Raw genomic sequence first — 20,725 nt, 5'->3', positions numbered from 1 at the left:
CGAATGGGTCGAGATTACCCGTGTTCGGCGGCTTCGTCACGGGCGCTCACCTCCCGACCGACCGGTCGCGACGTGTGCACGGCGATTACTCAGGAAGGGTCCGTTACCCTGAACTCCCGTGGCAAGCAATCGTCAGGGCACCGACGCCGGCAGCGGAACCGAAGCACCCTTCGATCTGATCATCGTCGGATCCGGCTTCTACGGCCTCACCATCGCCGAGCGGGCGGCGACCCAGCTCGACAAGCGGGTCCTGGTCATCGATCGGCGTCATCACATCGGCGGCAACGCCTACTCCGAGGCCGAGCCCAGCACGGGTATCGAGGTGCACAAGTACGGTGCGCACCTGTTCCACACCTCCAACAAGCGGGTGTGGGATTACGTGAACCAGTTCACCGACTTCACCGGCTATCAGCACCGGGTGTTCGCGATGCACAAGGGCCAGGCCTATCAGTTCCCGATGGGCCTCGGATTGGTGTCGCAGTTCTTCGGGCGCTACTTCACTCCGGACGAGGCGCGCGCGCTCATCGCCGAGCAGGCAGGTGAGGTCGACACCAAGGACGCGGCGAACTTCGAGGAGAAGGCGATCAGCCTGATCGGTCGCCCGCTCTACGAGGCCTTCGTCAAGCACTACACGGCCAAGCAGTGGGAGACCGATCCCAAGAATCTGCCCGCAGGCAACATCACGCGGCTGCCGGTGCGCTACACCTTCGACAACCGGTACTTCAACGACGCCTACGAGGGCCTACCGGTCGACGGGTACACCGCATGGCTGGAGAAGATGGCCGCTGATGACCGCATCGAGGTCCGGCTGAACACCGACTGGTTCGACGTCCGCGACGAGCTGCGTGCCGCCAGTCCCGACGCCCCGGTCGTCTACACCGGACCGCTGGACCGCTACTTCGACTATTCGGCGGGCCGGCTGGGCTGGCGCACACTGGATTTCGAGACCGAGGTGCTGCCGACCGGTGATTTCCAGGGCACTCCGGTGATGAACTACAACGACGCCGACGTGCCGTACACGCGGATCCACGAATTCCGGCACTTCCACCCGGAGCGGGACACCTACCCCGACGACAAGACCGTGATCATGCGCGAATACGGCCGGTTCGCGAAGGACGACGACGAGCCGTACTACCCGATCAACACCCCGGACGACCGCGCGATGGTTGCGCAGTACCGCGAGCTCGCCAAGTCCGAGACCGCAACGCGCAAAGTGCTTTTCGGCGGTCGGCTGGGCACCTACCAATATCTGGACATGCACATGGCGATCGCGAGTGCGCTCACCATGTTCGACAACACGCTGGCGCCGCACCTCGACGACGGTGCGCCGCTCGCGGAAGAGGTGGAATAGATGACGGTGACCCCGGTGGACCAGACCGACATCCCGGCAGCGGGCGCGGCGCCGTCGAAGGCGAAAGCGCTTCTGCAGCGGGTCATCTTCCCGCGGCCCGGCGAGCCGATCGACGTGCGATCGCTGTATTTGGTGGAGTCGGAAGACAATTCGCGGCGCGCCCATGCCCCGAGCCGGACCTCGGTGCTCGTGGGGGCCGAGTCCGAGGTGAGCTTCGAGACCTACTTCAACGCCTTCGCCGCGTCGTATTGGCGGCGCTGGAGCATCCTGGAATCGGTCGTACTGCGTGTCGAGGTGGTCGGCACCTGTCGAGTCGACCTGTACCGCTCCAAGATCGACGGTTCCCGGATCGGCATCGGCGGTGACCTCGTCGCCACCGACGAGACCGGCCGTGGTGTCGCGGAATTCGAGCTCGACCTGGGTCCGTTCGAGGACGGCGGCTGGATCTGGTTCGACATCACCAGCGACACCGACACCGAGATCGTCGCGGCCGGCTGGTACGCGCCGATCGACAGCCCTGCCGGGCCGGACACCCGCCGGGTCACGGTGGGTATTCCCACCTTCAACCGACCGACCGACGCGGTGAATGCCCTGGCCGCCTTGACGTCCGATCCACTCGTGGACGAGGTCATCGACGCCGTGCTGATGCCCGATCAGGGCACCCGCAAGGTGGTCGACGAGCCCGGGTACAGCGAGGCGGCCGGAGCGCTCGGCGATCGGCTGCACATCTTCGAGCAGCCCAACCTCGGTGGGTCGGGCGGCTACGCGCGGATCATGTACGAGGCGTTGCGGCTCACCGACTCTCCGTACATCCTCTACATGGACGACGACATCATGATCGAGCCGGACTCGATCCTGCGGGCGCTGGCGATGTCCCGATTCGCGAAGACCCCGATGCTCGTCGGCGGGCAGATGCTCAACCTCCAGGATCGCAGTCACCTGCACTGCATGGGTGAGGTGATCAACCGGCACAACTTCATGTGGACCGCCGCGCCGTTCGTCTCCTACGACCACAACTTCGCGAAACATCCACTGCGCGACCGGGAGAACTCCAAGAACCTCCATCGTCGGATCGACGTCGACGGCAACGGCTGGTGGATGTGCATGATCCCGCGCGAATGTGCGGAGTCCATCGGCCTGCCCATGCCGCTGTTCATCAAGTGGGACGACTGGGAGTTCGCACTCCGCGCGGCGCGGGCCGGCTACCCCACGGCGACCGTTCCCGGAATCGCGATCTGGCACATGGCCTGGAGCGACAAGGACGACGCCATCGACTGGCAGGCCTATTTCCACCTGCGCAACCGCCTGGTGGTCGCGTCGCTGATCCAGGACGGCCCGATCGACGGAATCCTCAAGTCGATGGTCAAGGCGACGTCGAAACATCTTCTGTGCCTGGAGTATTCGACAGTAGCGATCCAGAACGAGGCGATCCGCGACTTCCTCGCCGGACCCGACCACATCCGGGATCTGCTGCCGACCGCCTTGCCGAAGATCGCCGCGATGCGCAAGCAATATCCCGACGCCGTGGTGTTGCCGTCGGCGACCGAACTCCCGCGGACCAGCGGCGAGGCGACCCATCTCGGCACCCGGGTGCCGGTGGGCAAGGTCGCCAAGATCAAGTCTCTTGCGGCGGCGGTGATCAACAACGCGCGTCCGGCCGACCCTCGTCATCACGAGGTGCCGCAGGCGAACTATCCGCCGATCGAGGCGCGCTGGTTCAGTCTGGGCCGGGTGGACGGGGTGACCGTCACCACGGCCGACGGTCGCGGTGTGGTCTATCGGCAACGTGACCGTGACAAGATGATCGCGCTGGCCAGGGAATCGGCCGCACTGGTGCGGGAACTGCGCGAACGCTTCCCGCAGATGCGCGAGACCTACCGCGCCAAGCACCAGGAACTGACGAGTCAGGAGAGTTGGGCGCGTGTCTTCGGAATCGATTGATTCACACCGCGCGGGGGTGGACGGCTTCGACGGGCCGACCAGCGGCGAGGCCGGGCTCCTGGTCCGTCTGCAGACCGCGATCGCCGATCGGCCCGGTGTGGTCCCGGCCGCGCGGGGGCTCTCGCATTTCGGCGAGCATTCGCTCGGATGGCTGGCCGTGGCCGGCACCGGCGCGGCACTCGCGCACCGTCGCGGGGACATGAACGCGCGGCGACGATGGATCGAGGCCGGCGTGGGAGCTTTCGGTGCCCACGCCGCATCGGTCGTGATCAAACGGGTCGTCCGGCGTCGGCGGCCCTCGCATCCCGACATCCGTATCGGGGTCTCCACGCCCAGCAAGTTGAGCTTCCCGTCGTCGCACGCCACGTCGACGACCGCCGCGGCGATCCTGATCGGTCGCGCCGCGGGACTCCCCCCGGCCGCGCTGCCGGCCGCGCTCGTGCCCCCGATGCTGGTGTCGCGGCTGGTCCTGGGTGTGCACTACCCCACCGATGTGCTCGCCGGAGCGGCGATCGGAGCCGCGAGCGCGGCCGCCGTGGTGGCGGGTGACAGACTGTTCGCGACATCCAGGAACGAGATGAGCCCGAGGACATGAGCGAAGAGCCGATCGAGCACGAACCGGTGCTGGGACCCCCGAAGAATCTGGCGACCGGTCTGATCAAGGCCGTTCGGCCGCGACAGTGGGTCAAGAACGTCCTCGTCCTCGCGGCGCCGCTGGCCGCCGGAAGCGTGGGCGACGGCAATGTACTCGGCCCGGTGGCGATCGCGTTCGTCGCGTTCTGCCTCGCCGCATCGTGCATCTATCTGGTCAACGACGCCAAGGACGTCGAATCCGACCGGAATCACCCGACGAAACGCTTCCGGCCGATCGCGGCGGGTGTGGTGCCCGTCCCGCTCGCCTACGGCCTGGCCGCGGTGTTGTTCGTCGCCTCGCTCGGTATCGCCTTCATCGCCAACTGGCAGACCGCGCTGGTGATCGGGATCTATCTGGCCATCCAGTTCGGCTACTGCTTCGGCTGGAAGAACCAGCCCGTCATCGACATCTGCATCGTGTCTTCGGGATTCCTGCTGCGCGCGATCGCCGGTGGCGTCGCTGCCGAGATCGCCCTCTCGCAGTGGTTCCTGCTCGTCATGGCGTTCGGCTCGCTGTTCATGGCCGCGGGCAAGCGGTATGCGGAGCTTCAGCTCGCCGAACGGACCGGCGCCAAGATCCGTAAGGCACTGCAGTACTACACGACGACCTATCTGCGGTTCGTGTGGACGGTGGCCGCCACGGCAGTCGTCGTGTTCTACGGGCTGTGGGCCTTCGACAAGAATTCCGGGCACGACACCAATGTCGCCTACGCCATCTCGATGGTCCCGTTCACCATCGCCATCCTGCGCTACGCGGTCGACATCGACGGTGGCCAGGCGGGTGAACCGGAGGAGATCGCGCTCGGGGACCGCGTCCTGCAGTTGCTGGCCGTCGCCTGGTTAGTATGCGTGGGTGTCGCGGTCTATGCAGTCTCCTGAGCACTCGTCCTCCGCCCAGGGTCCCACCACTGACGTCGATTCCGACGAGTCCGACACCGAGAAGTTCGTTGCCGCGACGACCGAGCCCGCCGACAGCAACGGGAATCCCGCTGAGAGCAACCAGGATCCGGCCGACGGAACCGTGACGACCCGCACCGTGACGACCCGCACCGGCGTGCGCGGCTGGGGCCCGCGGCAATGGGTTCCGACCATCAGCTTCGTCATCGGGGCCGTCACCACGGCCACCTTCTTCGCTATCGGTGCGTGGCAGCGACGCTGGATCGCCGACGACGGGCTCATCGTCCTGCGGACGCTCCGCAATCTGTTCGCCGGCAACGGCCCGGTGTTCAACGCGGGCGAGCGTGTGGAGGCCAACACCTCGACCGCGTGGACCTACCTCTTGTGGTTCTGGGCGTGGATCACCGACGGTCAGCTCGAGTACGTCGCCCTCTGGGTCGCGCTCGTGCTGTCTGTCGCGGCCATCCCGATCGCCATGTACGGCACCGCGCGACTGTTCCGCACGCGCCTCGGCGGGCTCGGCGGCGACGGGTGGACCCTGCTGCTGCCGTTGGGTGCGATCGTCTACATCGCGCTGCCGCCCGCGCGTGACTTCGCCACCAGCGGGCTGGAGAACGGGCTCTGCATCTTCTGGGTGGCCGTGTTGTGGTGCCAGCTGGTCGCGTGGAGCCGACGTCACGGCAGTGGCGTCTCCTGGCCTGGCCGGGCGGCCACGATCACGTTGGCGTTCACCGCGGGACTCGCGCCGCTGATCCGCCCCGAGCTGACCGTGGTCGGCGGCCTGGCGTTGCTGCTCGTGCTGCTGGCGCCGTCGTCGTGGAAGATGCGGATCGGGATGGTGGTCGCCGCGGGCGTCCTGCCCGTGGGTTATCAGATCTTCCGGATGGGCTACTACGCCCTGCTGGTGCCGAATCCGGCCGTGGCGAAGGACGCCAGCGGGTCCAAGTGGCATCAGGGCTTCATCTACGTGGGCAACCTGTTCGGTCCCTATGTACTGGTGCTGCCGGTCATCCTGGCGGTCGTCGCCGGGATTGTGATCGTCGTCGGAAACCGCATGCGGGTCACCGACGACGGCCCCGCCGACGACGGCCCCTCCGACGATGACGCCCCGGCCCCCGCCACGAATCCGCGGGCACGCCTGGCGCGGTGGTCCGCCTCGTTGCAGAGCCCGACCGCAGTGGTCGTGATGATCCTGGTCGCCGGTCTCATCAGCGGCGTCTACTGGATCCGGCAGGGCGGCGACTTCATGCACGGGCGCGTCCTGCTCGTGCCGTTGTTCACCCTGATGCTGCCGCTGATGGTGATTCCGGTCACCATTCCGGGTCATGTGCGCGCCGCCTTCCGTCGCACCCCCGCATCCGCCGACCGCACGCGGCGAACGCGCGTCCAACTCGTCGGCTCCGTCGTGATGGCAGCCATTTGGGTGACCACGCTGGTCTGGGCCATCGACAGTCACGAGAACGTCCTGCCCAATGCCGGCATCGACATCGGCCGCAGCGGGATCGTCGACGAGCGCCGCTTCTACACGACCAACATGGGCAACCAGAATCCGGTCACCGCGGAGGATTACCTCGACTACCCGCGCATGCGCGCGATGGTCGAGTGGATCGACAAATACCACAGCCAGGGCGGCGTCATCCTGCCGTCTTTCAACTACGACGAGTGGTACATCGCCAAGTTGCCCGGCGACATCGCGCCGAAGAAGCGAAAGCTCTCGGTCTACTTCCTCAATCTGGGCATGACGAGCATGAATGCCCCGCTCGACGTCCGCGTGATCGACCAGATGGGCCTGGCGTACCCGCTCGCGGCCCATACCGAGCGCCTCGAGGACGGCCGGATCGGGCACGACAAGGTGCTGCCGTCGGAATGGGTGGTCGCCGAGGCACACGCCTTCCCCCGCAAACCGGTGCTGCCGGGCTATCTCGACGAGGACGTCGTCCGGCAGGCAGAGGTCGCACTGACCTGTCCGGAGACCAAGGATCGTTTCGAGTCGTATGAGGGCCCGTGGACCTTCGAACGGTTCAAGAGCAACCTCAAAGAGTCGTTCAGATTCACCGACTACCGGATCGAACGGGACCCCGAGTACGAGATCCAGCGATGTGGGCTCCAGATGCCTCCGCGCATCCATCCGCGCTGACGATCTCGTCGTCCCTGGCCGTCGGATCGGCAACAGATCGGCATCAGTTCGGGTTGGTGTTCAATATCTCGAATCGGTAACGTTCGGCAGGATCTGGTCGATAGACCAGCGTGACCAGGACGCCCGTGCGCTGACCCACCACCGAGGGGTCTCCCTGGCCCTTGTGACTGCTGTCACAGGGTTTGTCAGGGTAGGGGGTTTGCAATAGGCTCCCAAAACGGTGCTGATCGGCCCGATGTCGGCCGATGGTCGAGTTGTTCACGACTCGATCGAGCATCGGTTCGGGGAGGGCCAGCGGCCGGGTGTCGTAGAAGATCCGGTTGGGCCGGGGACAGAAGGTCCCCGACCTGACAGGTGACAGAGGGAGAAAACAGTCGATGCGCGAAGGTGCTGCCAAGCCGCGAACCGCCGGCCGGACGAGTAGTCGTTTCGTCGCCGTGTTCGTCGCGATGGCGACAGTGATCGGACTCGCCGGAGTAATCGGGGGAGCGGGCCAGGCGAATGCCCGGATCGGTGGGACATCGGTCGGACAGGAACAGTTCTTCGTGAACGGCTGCGGCATGCCGAACGTGAAGGTCCGTGCCTGGAAGCGTCCGGGCAACTACAAGACCGTGATCCTGCTCGACGGCATGCGTGCCCAGTACGACTACAGCGGCTGGGAGATCAACAGCAACGTCCAGGAGATGGTGCGCTCCGGCGTCAACGTCGTGGAGCCGATCGGCGGCCCGGCGAGCTTCTACTCGGACTGGGATGCGCCCAGCAACTTCAACGGCCAGAAGTACACGTACAAGTGGAACTGCGTCATCACCAACACCTTGGTCCGCGCCCTCGACGCGCGCGGCTACCGCGTCGGTGCCGGCCGCAAGTACGCCATCGCCGGCCTGTCGATGGGCGGTAACGCCGCCCTCGTGATCGGTGCTCAGAACCGCCGGAACTTCGACCGCGCGGCATCGCTGTCGGGCTACAACTTCCTGAACGCGCCGGGCATGCGCAGCGCACTGCGCATCGCGATGCTGGACGTGGACCCGAAGCCGTGGAACATCGACAGCATGTGGGGCCCGCCGTGGAGCCCGCGCTGGTTCGACAACGACCCGTTCATGAACATCAACCGCATGCACGGCATGAAGCTCTTCGTCGGCTCGGGCAACGGCCTGTTCGGTCAGTACAACGCCCTGCCGAACGTCTTCGACGACCTGTTCAAGGGTTCGACTCTCGAGGTCCTGGCGTTCACGCAGGCCAAGGCCTTCGAGGCGGCAGCAGCCCTGCAGGGTGTGCCCGTCATGACCTACGACGCCAACGGCACCCACGCATGGGGCTACTGGCAGGACATGTTGTGGAACGCCAAGAACCGGGGCTTCTTCCGCTGATCGCGGACGGTGGGGCGACCCGCCGGACAACATAAGTCACACAAATCCCACGCGTAACAGCGTGGCGCACGCAAAACGGAACGCCCTACGTGTAAGAAACACGTAGGGCGTTCTGTTGTCTGTGAGGTTGATGTGACTTCTGGGGAGAAAGTCACCGACTCACCAGGGCGGACGCCGTGATGCTCAGGCGCGCGAAGGAGTTCGAGGGTGAAACGGCGAGTGGTTCGGCGTCACGAGACGCAGCATGAACGGGGGCGGCAGATGGTGATCGCCCGGTGGACGGCGGCCGGCGCGGCGAGTGCCGTCGCGGTGGTGCTCGTCGTCGCGGCCGTGGTGGCCCCGGCGAGCGCAGCGCCCGCAGCGCCACCGGCGCCCGCGGCGCCCGCTGCCCCGGCATCGCCGGCTGCCCCGCCGGCACCGGCTCAGCCTCGCGAAGCCGCTCCGCCCGCTCCGCAATCACCTGCTCCGCAATCACCCGCCCCGCAGGCGACTCCGGCCGCGCCCGCCCCGATGGCAGCGCAGCGCGTCGGCGAGGTCAAGGTCACCAAGACGTACTGGTATTCGGACCGCCGTGTCGCCCTCTGGGTGCACTCGCCGGCGATGAACAACGACATCCAGGTACAGATCCTGCTGGCTCGCGACTGGTGGTCCAAGCCCAAGCAGAGCTTCCCGCAGCTGGTGACCCTCGACGGCCTGCGTGCCCAAGATGATCAGAGCGGCTGGATCCTCAACACCGACATCGAGGACTTCTACCGCGACAAGAACGTCAACGTGGTGCTCCCGATCGGCGGCGAGTCCAGCTTCTACACGGACTGGAAGGACGGCGACAAGGGCAAGCTCTATCGCTGGGAGACGTTCCTCCAGAAGGAACTCCCGCCCGTCCTGGAGGGTCAGTGGCGGTCCACGGACGTCCGCGGCATCCAGGGCCTGTCGATGGGCGGTTCGGCTGCGATGATGCTCGCGGCCCGCAACCCGGGCTACTACAAGTACGCGGCGTCGTTCTCCGGCATCCTCCAGATGACCTCGTACGGCATGCCGCAGGCCATCCAGTTCGCCCTGCGTGACGGCGGCGGCTACGACTCGATGAAGATGTTCGGTCCGCCGAGCGATCCGGCCTGGAAAGAACACGATCCGTACCTGCTCGCCGACAAGCTACGCGGGACGAGCCTCTACGTGTCGTCGGGCAACGGTCTGATCGGCCCGCACGACAAGGCCTCCGACATCCCGATGCTGGCCACCAACTACTCCGGCGTCGGCCTGGAGATCCTGAGCCGCGTGACCTCTCAGCAGTTCGCGATCAAGCTGAACCAGCTCGGGATTCCCGGTCAGGCCGTGTACCGGCCGTCGGGCACGCACACGTGGCCGTACTGGCAGTTCGAGATGGAACAGTCCTGGCCTCAAGCGGCCGCTGCGCTGGGGCTCGGTGCGGATCGTCCCGCCTGCAAAGTCGGGTTCCGCAAGGCCTACGACGCCAACCGGAAGTCGCTCGGTGAATGCCTGACCCCCGTGTACTCGGTGCCCGGCGGCAAGGCCCAGGACTTCCGTGGCGGTCGCATCATCACCGGGCCGAAGGGTCCGAAGGTCATCGGTGGCGGCATCGGCGGGGCCTACGTGGGCGCAGGCGGTCCGGGCGGCAAGCTCGGCCTGCCGACCAGTGACGAGCTTCCCACCCGTGACGGCAAGGGCCGGTTCAACACCTTCCAGCACGGCCGGATCGTGTGGACAGCCAAGGACGGGGCACGGGTCACCAAGTGATGGACTCGGGCTGGGGCCGCGAAACTGAGCGCAGGTGTCGCCTGTGCTGAGACTTCGCTGAGGAATCGGTGTGTTTCCGCAGGTCGGGCGGGTCACTGTGCCGGAGTGGCGCCTCTGAGCAGGTAGCCTTGCGGCAGGCCGATCGCCGGATGGCGAGGCGCGGCATCAGGTGAGAGCCGGGGCGGTCGGGGGTCGATGGATCACCGTCGGAACCACTGTCCGGGCGCGACGAGGAAGTGACGATGACCAGTAAGTTTCTGCAACTCGCGATGGTCGTGGCGGGCGCCGCGCTGACGCTGGGTTCGGTGTCGGCCTGTTCCGACGACTCGACGGCCACCGCCCCGATCACCAGCAACCCGGTCACCACCACCTCGATGTACTCGTCTCAGCCGAGCTCGGCCGGCGATACCTCCGACGCCTCCGCGGCCCCGACGTCCGGCTCGACGACACAGAACGGGCAATCGGCCGCGGCAGGCTCGGCACTGCCGGCCACCGCGCCCGATCCGAGCACCGGCGTGCCACAGAGCTTCCCCGGCCCGAACGGGCAGAAGGTGAACGCGAAGGGCCAGGCATATCTCGGGGCCCTCAAGGCGCAGAAGGTGACGTTCATGGGCGACACCGACAACTCGGTCGCCCTCACGATGGCCGAATACGTCTGCAACGAGCGGCGCAAGGGCACCGATCCGGTGACGGTCAAGGCCTTCGTGACGGCATCTGTGGGCCCGGGCACCAAGACCGTGGCAGAGGCGAACTCCAAGGCCGACAAGGTGATCAAAGCCGCTGACGAGCATTACTGCTGACGGGTGAGCGCACGTAAGGCCAAGCCGCGCGGCAAGCGCCGGCTGCCGAAATTGCTGTTGTTCCTGGGTCTGCTGGCGATCGCCGCGATCATCCTGATCGTGATCCTGGTGATCACCCTCCTCAAGCCCGGACCCCCGAGACTCCCCACTCCCGGCGGGCCGTCGACGACGGAGACCACGGGGCGGCCCGACGCCCAGTCCGCCGACTGTCCCGACGTCTTGAGCCTCGTCATCCCGGGGACGTGGGAATCCGCACCCGACGACGACCCGTACCACCCGACGGCCAATCCGAAGTCGCTGATGCTGCGGGTGTCGGGCGCGTTGGCCGATGAGTTCCCGACGTCGCGCACGAGCGTCTACACCGTGCCCTACATCGCGCAGTTCCGGAATCCGACAAATCTGGCCGACCATCAGAGCGACTACAACGTCTCACGGACGCAGGGCTACAAGCGGGCCGCGGGCAAGATCATCGAGACCAACAAGAACTGCCCGTTGACGCGTTACGTGATCATGGGCTTCTCGCAGGGTGCGGTGATCGCCGGCGACCTCGCTAGCAACATCGGCAACGGGCGGGGAGTGCTCTCCGCTTCGGATCAGGACCTCGTCCTCGGCGTCGGACTCATCGCCGACGGCCGCCGCGAACCCGGCAAGCAGAACGACATCGATCCCTCCCCGAACGGTGTGGGAGCCGAGGTCGCGTTGTCGGGAATGCGCGGCATCGTGCCCGGGATCACCATGACCGGACCACGCAGCGGCGGATTCGGCGAATTGCAGGATCGGGTCCAATCCATCTGTGCGCCTGGCGATCTCATCTGTGACTCACCGACGGTGACGAATCCGATCGGAGCGGTGAGCCGGCTCGCGGGTGCCATCAACAATCCGGTGCACGCGATGTACGGGACGCCGCGGTACTGGTCCCACGACGGATCCACCGCGACCCAGTGGATGTACGGCTGGGCGAGTGATGTGATTCACGACGCGCCGCGGCCCGCACACAACTGAGGCCGCCACCCCTGACTGGGTCAAAGGTCCCAGATGTGGCACACGCCGTAATATGCCGCCGACCTTCACCGATTCGTTTGGTGGTGCCCTCTCGCTCCATTAACGTGTGTTGGCGATCGGGCTCCTGCCCCAGACGACCGCGCACACGCGCATGAGGAGATATTTCGAATGAGCGAACCCGGGAACCTGCGAAAGTTCCGGTTCGGCGCCGGCGGCGAAGGCAACAAGGACGAAGGCGGCGCGCGCAAGTTCGTGAAGCTTGCGCAGACGGCCGAGGAATACGGTTACGACACCTTCGCCGTCCCGGACCATCTCGGCAACCAGGTCGGTCCCATCGCGGCACTCGGCGCGCTGACCCAGGCCACCAGCACCATCCGGCTCGGTACGTCCGTGTTGGCCAACGGCTGGCGGCATCCGGCGCTCCTGGCCAAGGAGGCCACCACCATCGACGTGCTGTCGAAGGGCCGGCTGGAGCTCGGTATCGGCGCCGGATGGATGAAGGAAGAGTTCGACAAGGCGGGCATCGAGTTCGAGACGCCCGGCGTCCGTATCCGGCGCCTCGACGAGGCGCTGACCATCCTGGACGGCCTCATGCGCGGCGAGACCGTCGACTTCGACGGCGAGTTCTATCAGATCAACGGACTCGAGGGCAGCCCGCGACCGCGTCAGGGGCCCCGTCCGCCGATCGCCGTCGGCGGCGGCGGGCCGAAGATGCTGGCGCTGGCCGCCAAGCACGCCGACATCATCTCGGTGGCGCCGAGCACCACCCGGGACGGCAAGATGAAGCTCTCGGACATGACGATCGAGAAGACCGCCGAGCGCGTCGACCGGATTCGGGAGACCGCGGGCGACCGGTTCGACGAGATCGAACTGAACTGGACGATCGCCGTCATCGTCATCACCGACGACCGCGAGGCCACGGCGGAGATGGCGTTGAAGGCACTCGAGCAGGGCTATCCGCCCAACATCGAGCGGGACACCGAGTTCACCGTCGCGGACGTGCTGCATTCGCCATATCTGGCCATGGGTACCTTCGAGGAGATAGCGGACCAGATCCGGGAGGTCCGGCGGCGGACGTCGATGTCCTACGTAGGGGTCTTTCCGACCCAGATGGATGCGTTCGCGCCGGTGATCCAGCTTCTCAAGGGAGAGTAAGATTGCCGACGGCCTGAACGCATATGACCAGGTGAACGGACATCGGGTGGCGGCGAGCCGGGGGATTTGCCCGCTCTGCACCGCCACGAAGATCGAGTTGACGATCATGAGCATTTCGAGCAGATAACAAGATTGGACTACCGTGACCGCGGTAGTACACAGGGCGTGGAGGGCGCAGGCCGGACGGCATCGCGGGGAGTGCCGATCGACCAGGGGGTGCTGCCTGCCACGTGGGGGCCACAGGAGTAACGGATGTTGAACACAGAATTCGAGCAGTTCCTCGATGAGAATGGACAACTGCATTTCACCGAGGACGCCACACTCGTCGACTACGTCGAGCGCAATGTGCGCGACGAGGCCGACACGCTCGCCTACCGCTTCATCGACTACAGCCGTGAGCGTGACGGTGAGGCGCAGGATCTGACGTGGGCGCAGTTCGGCAAACGACTGCGCGCGGTGGCGGCACGGCTGCAGCAGGTCACCAAGCCGGGCGATCGGGTCGCGATTCTCGCACCACAGTCGCTCGAGTACGTGATCGGGTTCTTCTCCGCGCTCTACGCGAGCAACGTCGCGGTCCCGCTCTTCTCGCCCGACGAGCCCGGGCACACCGACCGTCTGCACGCGGTCCTCGGTGACTGCCGGCCCACCGCGATCCTGACCTCCACGAAGTCCGCCGAAGCGGTCCGTGACTTCTTCAAGCCGCTCCCCGCCAAGGAGCGCCCGCGGGTCATCGCCGTGGACGCCGTTCCCGATTCGGTCGGGTCGAGCTGGGTGGCCCCGGTCGCGGGCAAGGACCACAACAAGGACACCGTCGCGTACCTGCAGTACACGTCCGGATCCACCCGCGTGCCCGCGGGCGTCGAGATCACCTACCAGGCCGTCGCCGCCAATGTGCTGCAGATCTACGACACGATCGAGATCGACCGCAATGCCCGTGGCGTCACGTGGCTGCCGATGTTCCACGACATGGGTCTGCTCACCGTGATCCTGCCCGCGCTCGGTGGCCGCTACATCACCATCATGAGTCCCCAGGCCTTCGTTCGTCGCCCCGGCCGCTGGATCAAGGAACTCGCCGCCGCCAGCGACGGCGCGGAGACCTATGCCGCCGCCCCGAACTTCGCCTTCGAGCACGCTGCGATGCGCGGTCTGCCGAAGGAGGGCGAGAGCCTCGATCTGTCCAACGTCATCGGTCTGATCAACGGCTCGGAGCCGGTCACGGTCAGCTCGATGAAGAAGTTCAACGATGCCTTCGAGCCCTACGGACTGCCGAAGACGGCCATCAAGCCGTGCTACGGCATGGCCGAGGCAACACTCTTCGTCTCCGCGACCCAGCGTGAGAACGAGGCCAAGATCATCTACGTCGACCGTGACGAACTCAACGCGGGCCGTTTCAAGATCGTCGACCAGCATTCGCCGAACGCCGTCGCGCAGGTCTCCTGCGGCCAGGTGGCGGTCAGCCAGTGGGCGGCGATCGTCGATTCCGAGACCGCGACCGAGCAGCAGGACGGCCACGTCGGCGAGATCTGGCTGAGCGGCCTCAACATCGGTGCCGGCTACTGGAACAAGCCGGACGAGACCGAGGAGACGTTCCACAACAAGGTCGCCAACCCGCTCGCCGAGGGCAGTCACACCGAGAGCGCGCCGGCGGACTCGATCTGGATGCGCACCGGCGACTACGGCGTCTGGCTCGACGACGAGCTCTACATCACCGGCCGCGTCAAGGACCTCGTCATCGTCGACGGCCGCAATCACTACCCCCAGGACCTCGAGTACAGCGCGCAGGAGTCGAGCGCGAGCCTGCGCCCCGGTTTCGTCGCGGCGTTCGCCGTGCCGTCGAATCAGCTGCCCCCGGTGGTGTTCGAGCAGTCCACCAGCGGCCTGAAGTTCGACGCCGACGACGCATCGGAGCAGCTCGTGATCGTCGCCGAGCGCGGCCCCGGCAAGCGGAACGATCCGCAAGAGGTCGCCGACACCGTCCGCGCCGCCATCGCATCGCGGCACGGAGTGATGGCCCGCGACATCCTGCTGGTGCCGGCCGGATCGATCCCGCGGACCTCGAGCGGCAAGATCGCCCGTCGCGCCACCCGCGCGGCCTACATCGACGGCAGTCTTCGTGGCGGCTACAAGCAGACCGCGTTTCCCGACGCCGAGTAGCGGCGTCGACACCCCGGTACCCCGAATCACCCGTGGTCACCTCTGCGGGTGCCCTCGATCAGTAGTCTGGAAATGATGTCTGAACTGAATACCGAAGAGTCCAGCAACGTCGGGCCCGGCGACGATTCGTCGACGAGCGGCGCTGACGACGCTTCGCACATCGAGGGGCACGGCGAGGGAACCGCCGGCGAGACGGCCGGTGACCTCACCGTCGCCGAACTGCGCGACTGGCTCCGGGGCTGGGTGTCCGAGGCCACCGGTATCCCGGCAGATCAGATCTCCGACGACCGCCCGATGGAGGAGTTCGGCCTGTCCTCGCGCGACGCGGTTGCGCTGGCCGCCGACGTCGAGGACAAGACCGGCGTCATCCTCACCGCGACCGCCGCCTACAACCACCCCACCATCGCGATGCTGTCCAAGCGCATCATCGAAGGTGATCCGGACGAGGGCCTCGACGCGGTCTCCGACACGTTCTGGCAGCGCGAACGCGATGCCGACGACGACATCGCGATCGTCGGACTCTCGACCCGGTTCCCGAAGGCCGGCAGCACCCCGGAGTCGACGTGGGAGGCCCTGATCGAGGGCCGCGACGGCATCTCCGACTTGCCCGACGACCGCTGGACCGAGTTCAAGTCCGACCCGCGCATGGCCGAGGTGCTCGACGCGCGGAATCTGCGCGGCGGCTACCTCGACGACGTGAAGGCGTTCGACGCCGACTTCTTCCAGATGAGCCCGCGTGAGGTCGAGATGGTCGACCCACAGCAGCGGCTGGCGATGGAACTGACGTGGGAGGCGCTCGAACACGCGCACATCCCGCCCAGCGACCTCAAGGGCGGCGCGGTCGGCGTCTTCGTCGGCACGTCCACCAACGACTACCAGCTGATGGCCGCGCTGGGGCTGGGCGAAGGCTCCGACGAGACGGCGGCCTACGCACTGACCGGTACGGCGACGTCGATCATCGCCAACCGCGTCTCCTACTTCTTCGACTTCCACGGTCCGTCCGTGGCCCTGGACACGGCGTGCTCGTCGTCGCTGGTGGCCGTCCATCAAGCGGTCCGCAGCCTGCGGTCGGGCGAGTCGAAGGTCGCGCTGGCCGGCGGCGTCAACATGATCCTGACCCCAGCGGCGACCGTCGGCTTCGACACCATCGGCGCGGTCGCCAAGGACGGCCACATCAAGGCCTTCTCCAGTGACGCCGACGGCATGGTGCGCTCCGAGGGCGGCGGTTTGTTCGTGCTCAAGCGACTGGCCGACGCCCGCCGCGACGGTGACCAGGTCCTCGCGGTGATCGCGGGGTCCGCGGTCAACTCGGACGGTCGTTCCAACGGCATCTTCGCGCCCAACCCCGAGGCGCAGGTGGATGTGTTGCGCGACGCCTACACCGACGCGGCCATCGATCCGCGCAGCGTCGACTACGTGGAGGCCCACGGCACCGGCACCATCCTGGGTGACCCGATCGAGGCCGATGCACTCGGACGCGTGGTCGGCCGGGGACGCGTGGTCGGGACGCCGGCCCTGCTCGGCTCCGCGAAGACCAACTTCGGTCACATGGAGTCCGCCGCGGGCGCAGGCGCGCTGGCCAAGGTGGTGCTGTCGATGCAGAACGACAGCATCCCGGCCTCGCTGAACTACGCGGGTCCCAACCCGTACATCCAGTTCGGATCGAACGGACTGAAGGTCGTCCCCGAGACCACCGAGTGGCCGCGCTACTCCGGGCACGCGATCGCCGGCGTCTCCGGCTTCGGGTTCGGCGGTACCAACGCACACATCGTGGTCCGAGAGGTACTCCCGTCGGATCTGGACGGTGCTGCCCCCGCCGCCGGTCGAGTAGCCGCGAACGATGCTTCCGCTGGTCGAGTAGCCGCGAACGACCCTTCCGCCGGTCGAGTAGCCGCGAACGATGCTTCCGCTGGTCGAGTAGCCGCGAACGAAGTGAGTGGCGTATCGAGACCACTCGACACCGACACCGACCTCGACGACGACGAGTACCTGACCGAGGCCGAACGCGCCATCCTCGCCGCACAGGCGAACACCGACACCGAGCCGATCGCGGAGACCGAGAAAGACCCGGCCGACGGCTTCGCCCCCTGCGCCGCAGAGGGATCCGTGGTGCCACTGGTGGTCTCGGGATTCCTGCCGTCGCGTCGTCGGAAGTCTGCTCAGGACCTGCTGGAATGGCTGGAATCCGAAGCGGGACAGGCGACAGCGCTCGCCGACATCGGCCGAGCCCTGGCGCACCGCAACCACGGACGCTCACGCGCCGTGGTGATGGCCCGGACCCACGAGGATGCGATCACCGGTATGCGGGCGATCGCCGAGGGCAAGAACAATCCACTCGTCTACTCGGCTGATTCTCCCGACGCGGCGTCGGCGGTCTGGCTGCTCTCCGGGTTCGGCTCGCAGCACCGCAAGATGGCCAAGCAGCTCTACACCGAGAATCCGGTGTTCGCGAAGTACGTCGACCGCGTCGACGAGTACGTGCAGAACGAGCTCGGCTACTCGATCGCCGAGGTGTTCCTCGACGACGAGCAGACCTACGGCATCGAGACGAGCCAGGTCGGTATCTACACCATCCAGGTCGCCCTGGCCGACCTGCTCCGCCATCACGGCGCGGAACCCGGTGTCCTGGTACCGCATTCGATGGGCGAGGCGTCCGCGGCGTACATCAGCGGCGGACTCTCGCTGGAAGACGCGACCCGAGTGATCTGCCAGCGTTCGCGTCTGATGGGCGAGGGCGAGTCGATGCTACAGGGCGACGACATCCGCCTGATGGCGCTCGTCGAGTACAGCGCCGAGGACATCAACGACGTCCTCGTCGACTTTCCCGATCTCGAGATCTGTGTGTACGCGGCACCGACGCACACGGTGATCGGCGGTCCGGAATCCCAGGTCGATGCGATCGTCGCGCGCGCCGAAGAGGCGGGGAAGCTCGGTCGCAAGCTGCAGACCAAGGGTGCCAGCCACACCTCCCAGATGGACCCGATCCTCGGTGAGTTGTCCTACGAGCTCACCGGAATCGAGCCGCTGCGTCCGACCGTCGGCTTCTACAGTTCGGTCGACCGGGAGACGTTCTACCGCCCGGGCCACGACCCGGTCCACACGATCGACTACTTCCGCAAGGGCCTGCGGTACAGCGTCTGGTTCAGCCAGGCCATCGCGAAGTCCGTGGAGAACGGCCACCGAACGTTCCTGGAGCTCTCGCCGAACCCTGCCGTCCTCATCTCCGTTGCCGCGGTGACCTTCTCGGCCGGTCTGCACGACGCCGAGCTCATCGAGACGCTGCGGCGCAAGGAGGACGAGAGCTTCGGTGTGGTGAACGCGCTGATGAAGCTGTACGTGCACGGACACTCGGTCGATGTCGGCTCGCTGTTCGGCATCGGGGGATTCGGGCAGATCCCGCGGACCCGCTTCGAGCGCAAGGACTTCTGGCTCAAGGCGCAGCTGTCGTCCGGCGGGTCCTCGGGCAAGGTCCCGGGCTCGCACGTCGCACTGCCCGACGGGCGTCACGCCTGGGAGGTGAACGCCTCGGCGGTCACCGATCCGCGCGAACTCGTGCGGGCGGCCGCGGCGCAGGTACTGGCCGGCGCCACCGTCGGTGCTGCTCTCGGCCACGGCGACATCCCGGCCGTCGGTACGCTGACCACCACCCTCAGCCCGCACCCGGGAGGTGCATCGGTCACGGTGCACAGCAAGCAGGACAAGGACTTCCGGATGCTGTTCGAGGCGGTCGTGACCGGGGGCGAGGTGCCCCCGGCCGGCGAGCCCGAGTCTGTGCAGACGTCGCCGGCAGCGGTCTTCGCCGACGACAAGGTTGTCGTCGAGGACGAGGTCGTGGATGACATCGGCAACAAGTGGAACGCGGATTCTGATGAGTCCGTGGAAGATCGGCTTGCGGTGATCGTCGGGGAGTCCATGGGTTACGACCCGGAGGACCTACCGCGCGAGATCCCGCTGATCGAGCTGGGGCTCGATTCCCTGATGGCGGTCCGCATCAAGAACCGTGTCGAGTTCGAGTTCGACATCCCGCAGTTGCAGCTCCAGGCGATGCGGCAGGCCAACCTCTCCGACGTGGTCAAGTTCGTCAGCTACGCCGTCGAGCACCGCGACGAAGTCGCCCAGCTGGCGGAAGGCTCTACCGGACAAGGCGATCTCGACACCGCGGCCCTGAACGCACTCATCGACGCCGACAGCAACCGAGTTCCCGCCGACAGCAACACGGTTCCTGCCGACAGCACCGCCACCGACGACCCCACCGCCGGTCGAGTAGGCCCGAGCGAAGCGAGCGCCGTATCGAGACCTGCCGACAGCAACACGGTTCCTGCCGACGGCAACGTCAAACCCACCGACGGCACTCCGAAACCCGCGACCAACCTCACGGATCAGTCGGCGGTCGCCGACGCCACGGGTTCCGACGTGCCGCCGCGAGATGCCGCCGAGCGACTGACGTTCGGTGTGTATGCGGTGGTCACCAAGAAGTCGGCCGGGGGCGTCTTCAACAAGCTCCCGGTACTCACGGACGACATGGCCCAGCAGCTCACCGATCGGCTGAACGAGCGGACCGGCGGTGACATCGACGTCGAGGACATCCTCGATTCCGAGACCATCGAGGAGATGTCGAACTACGTTCGCGAGTTCCTCGACGCGAGCGCACACACCGACGGCTTCATCCGGTACCTGCGTCTCGTCCCGGACGGCAAGAAGTCATACGACCCGTCGGCCGGTGATCCGGTGCCCGCGTTGCTCTTCCACCCGGCAGGTGGCAACACCTCTGCGTACGAGGCATTGCTCAAGCGCCTTCCCGACGACCAGCCGGTGATCGGTTTCGACCGCGTCGAGGGCTCGATCGAGGAGCGCGTACTGCAGTACATGCCGCGCCTGCGTGAGATCCAGCCGCATGGTCCGTACGTGCTGATCGGGTGGTCGCTCGGCGGCGCGCTGGCCTACGGATGTGCGCAGGTGCTGCGCGACGAGGGGGAGGTCGTCGACTTCGTCGGCCTGATCGACGTGGTGCGGCCGTCGGAGCCGGTGGTCGAGACCGCCGACACCAAGCGGGCCCGCCTGGAGCGCTGGCGCGACTTCGCCGTCAAGACGTATGACCTGGACGGGGACGTCCCCATCCCGATGGATCGGCTGGTGGAGGCCGACGACGAGGGACAGTTCCAGATCATCATGGAGATGATGTCGATGTCGGGCACCAAGATCCCCGGCGGCATCATCGAACACCAGCGCACCTCGTTCCTCGACAACCGCGCGCTCACGAACATCGAGCCGACGAGCTACGACGGCAAGGTGGTCCTCTACCGTGCCGACAAGATGCACGACGGCGCAATCGAACTCGAACCGCAGTGGGCGAAGATCGATGAGGACGGCCGGTGGGGCGAGGTGGTCGACGACCTGGAGATCATCCACATCGGCGGGGACCACCTCTCGATCGTCGACGAGCCCTATATCGGCAGGGTCGGGGCGGACCTCACCGCGCGTTTGAAGAATGTGGGCCGCCGCGGCAACGCCGGCGAGTAAGGAAGAGAGCACC

At 66.6% G+C, this 20,725-nt stretch carries 12 protein-coding genes; all 12 read left to right on the top strand.

Annotated elements, in window-relative coordinates; translation table 11 throughout:
• Nucleotides 1-118: 118 nt before the first annotated feature.
• The 12 genes from glf to pks13 all read left to right on the top strand — a co-directional run bounded on the left by glf (nucleotide 119) and on the right by pks13 (nucleotide 20,712).
• Entirely contained in the window at nucleotides 119-1,351 is a 1,233-nt protein-coding gene (glf, locus tag ACPXCG_RS16400; RefSeq protein ID WP_425793037.1) for a UDP-galactopyranose mutase, read from the top strand.
• Nucleotides 1,352-3,292: a glycosyltransferase gene (locus ACPXCG_RS16395; RefSeq protein ID WP_425793036.1), complete on the top strand. Its 1,941-nt coding sequence runs from the start codon at nucleotides 1,352-1,354 to the stop codon at nucleotides 3,290-3,292. It begins immediately after the preceding gene.
• Nucleotides 3,273-3,887: a phosphatase PAP2 family protein gene (locus ACPXCG_RS16390; protein ID WP_425793035.1), complete on the top strand. Its 615-nt coding sequence runs from the start codon at nucleotides 3,273-3,275 to the stop codon at nucleotides 3,885-3,887. Before ACPXCG_RS16395 ends, ACPXCG_RS16390 begins: the two co-directional genes overlap by 20 nt.
• A complete protein-coding gene (locus ACPXCG_RS16385; protein ID WP_425793034.1) occupies nucleotides 3,884-4,804 on the top strand; it encodes a decaprenyl-phosphate phosphoribosyltransferase in 921 nt (306 codons plus the stop codon). Before ACPXCG_RS16390 ends, ACPXCG_RS16385 begins: the two co-directional genes overlap by 4 nt.
• On the top strand, nucleotides 4,791-6,959 hold the full coding sequence (zomB, locus tag ACPXCG_RS16380) for a flagellar motor control protein ZomB (RefSeq protein ID WP_425793033.1): 2,169 nt from the start codon (nucleotides 4,791-4,793) through the stop codon (nucleotides 6,957-6,959). The genes ACPXCG_RS16385 and zomB overlap by 14 nt, the downstream gene beginning before the upstream one ends.
• Before the next feature lie 377 nt (nucleotides 6,960-7,336).
• Nucleotides 7,337-8,326, top strand: coding sequence for an alpha/beta hydrolase (locus tag ACPXCG_RS16375; protein WP_425793032.1), 990 nt, complete (start codon nucleotides 7,337-7,339; stop codon nucleotides 8,324-8,326).
• 261 nt (nucleotides 8,327-8,587) lie between these two features.
• The gene (locus ACPXCG_RS16370; RefSeq protein ID WP_425793467.1) at nucleotides 8,588-10,081 is read left to right on the top strand and encodes an alpha/beta hydrolase-fold protein; all 1,494 of its coding nucleotides are present in this window, start codon (nucleotides 8,588-8,590) and stop codon (nucleotides 10,079-10,081) included.
• Nucleotides 10,082-10,323: 242 nt separating this feature from the next.
• Nucleotides 10,324-10,881 carry a DUF732 domain-containing protein gene (locus tag ACPXCG_RS16365; protein ID WP_425793031.1) on the top strand — a complete coding sequence of 186 codons (558 nt, stop codon included), beginning with the start codon at nucleotides 10,324-10,326 and terminating at the stop codon, nucleotides 10,879-10,881.
• A gap of 3 nt (nucleotides 10,882-10,884) precedes the next feature.
• A complete protein-coding gene (locus tag ACPXCG_RS16360) occupies nucleotides 10,885-11,883 on the top strand; it encodes a cutinase family protein (RefSeq protein ID WP_425793030.1) in 999 nt (332 codons plus the stop codon).
• Nucleotides 11,884-12,051: 168 nt separating this feature from the next.
• A complete protein-coding gene (locus ACPXCG_RS16355) occupies nucleotides 12,052-13,038 on the top strand; it encodes an LLM class F420-dependent oxidoreductase (protein WP_267631224.1) in 987 nt (328 codons plus the stop codon).
• 252 nt (nucleotides 13,039-13,290) lie between these two features.
• Nucleotides 13,291-15,192 (top strand): long-chain-fatty-acid--AMP ligase FadD32, encoded by a 1,902-nt coding sequence (gene fadD32, locus ACPXCG_RS16350; RefSeq protein ID WP_425793029.1) that lies wholly within the window; start codon nucleotides 13,291-13,293, stop codon nucleotides 15,190-15,192.
• Between the two features lie 75 nt (nucleotides 15,193-15,267).
• On the top strand, nucleotides 15,268-20,712 hold the full coding sequence (gene pks13, locus ACPXCG_RS16345; RefSeq protein WP_425793028.1) for a polyketide synthase Pks13: 5,445 nt from the start codon (nucleotides 15,268-15,270) through the stop codon (nucleotides 20,710-20,712).
• Nucleotides 20,713-20,725 lie beyond the last annotated feature (13 nt).

Origin of the sequence: Gordonia sp. DT218 (assembly GCF_049847105.1) — a bacterium.
Lineage (GTDB): Bacteria > Actinomycetota > Actinomycetes > Mycobacteriales > Mycobacteriaceae > Gordonia.
Note: the sequence above shows the minus strand (reverse complement) of the source record. Positions and strands in the feature narration are given on the sequence as shown.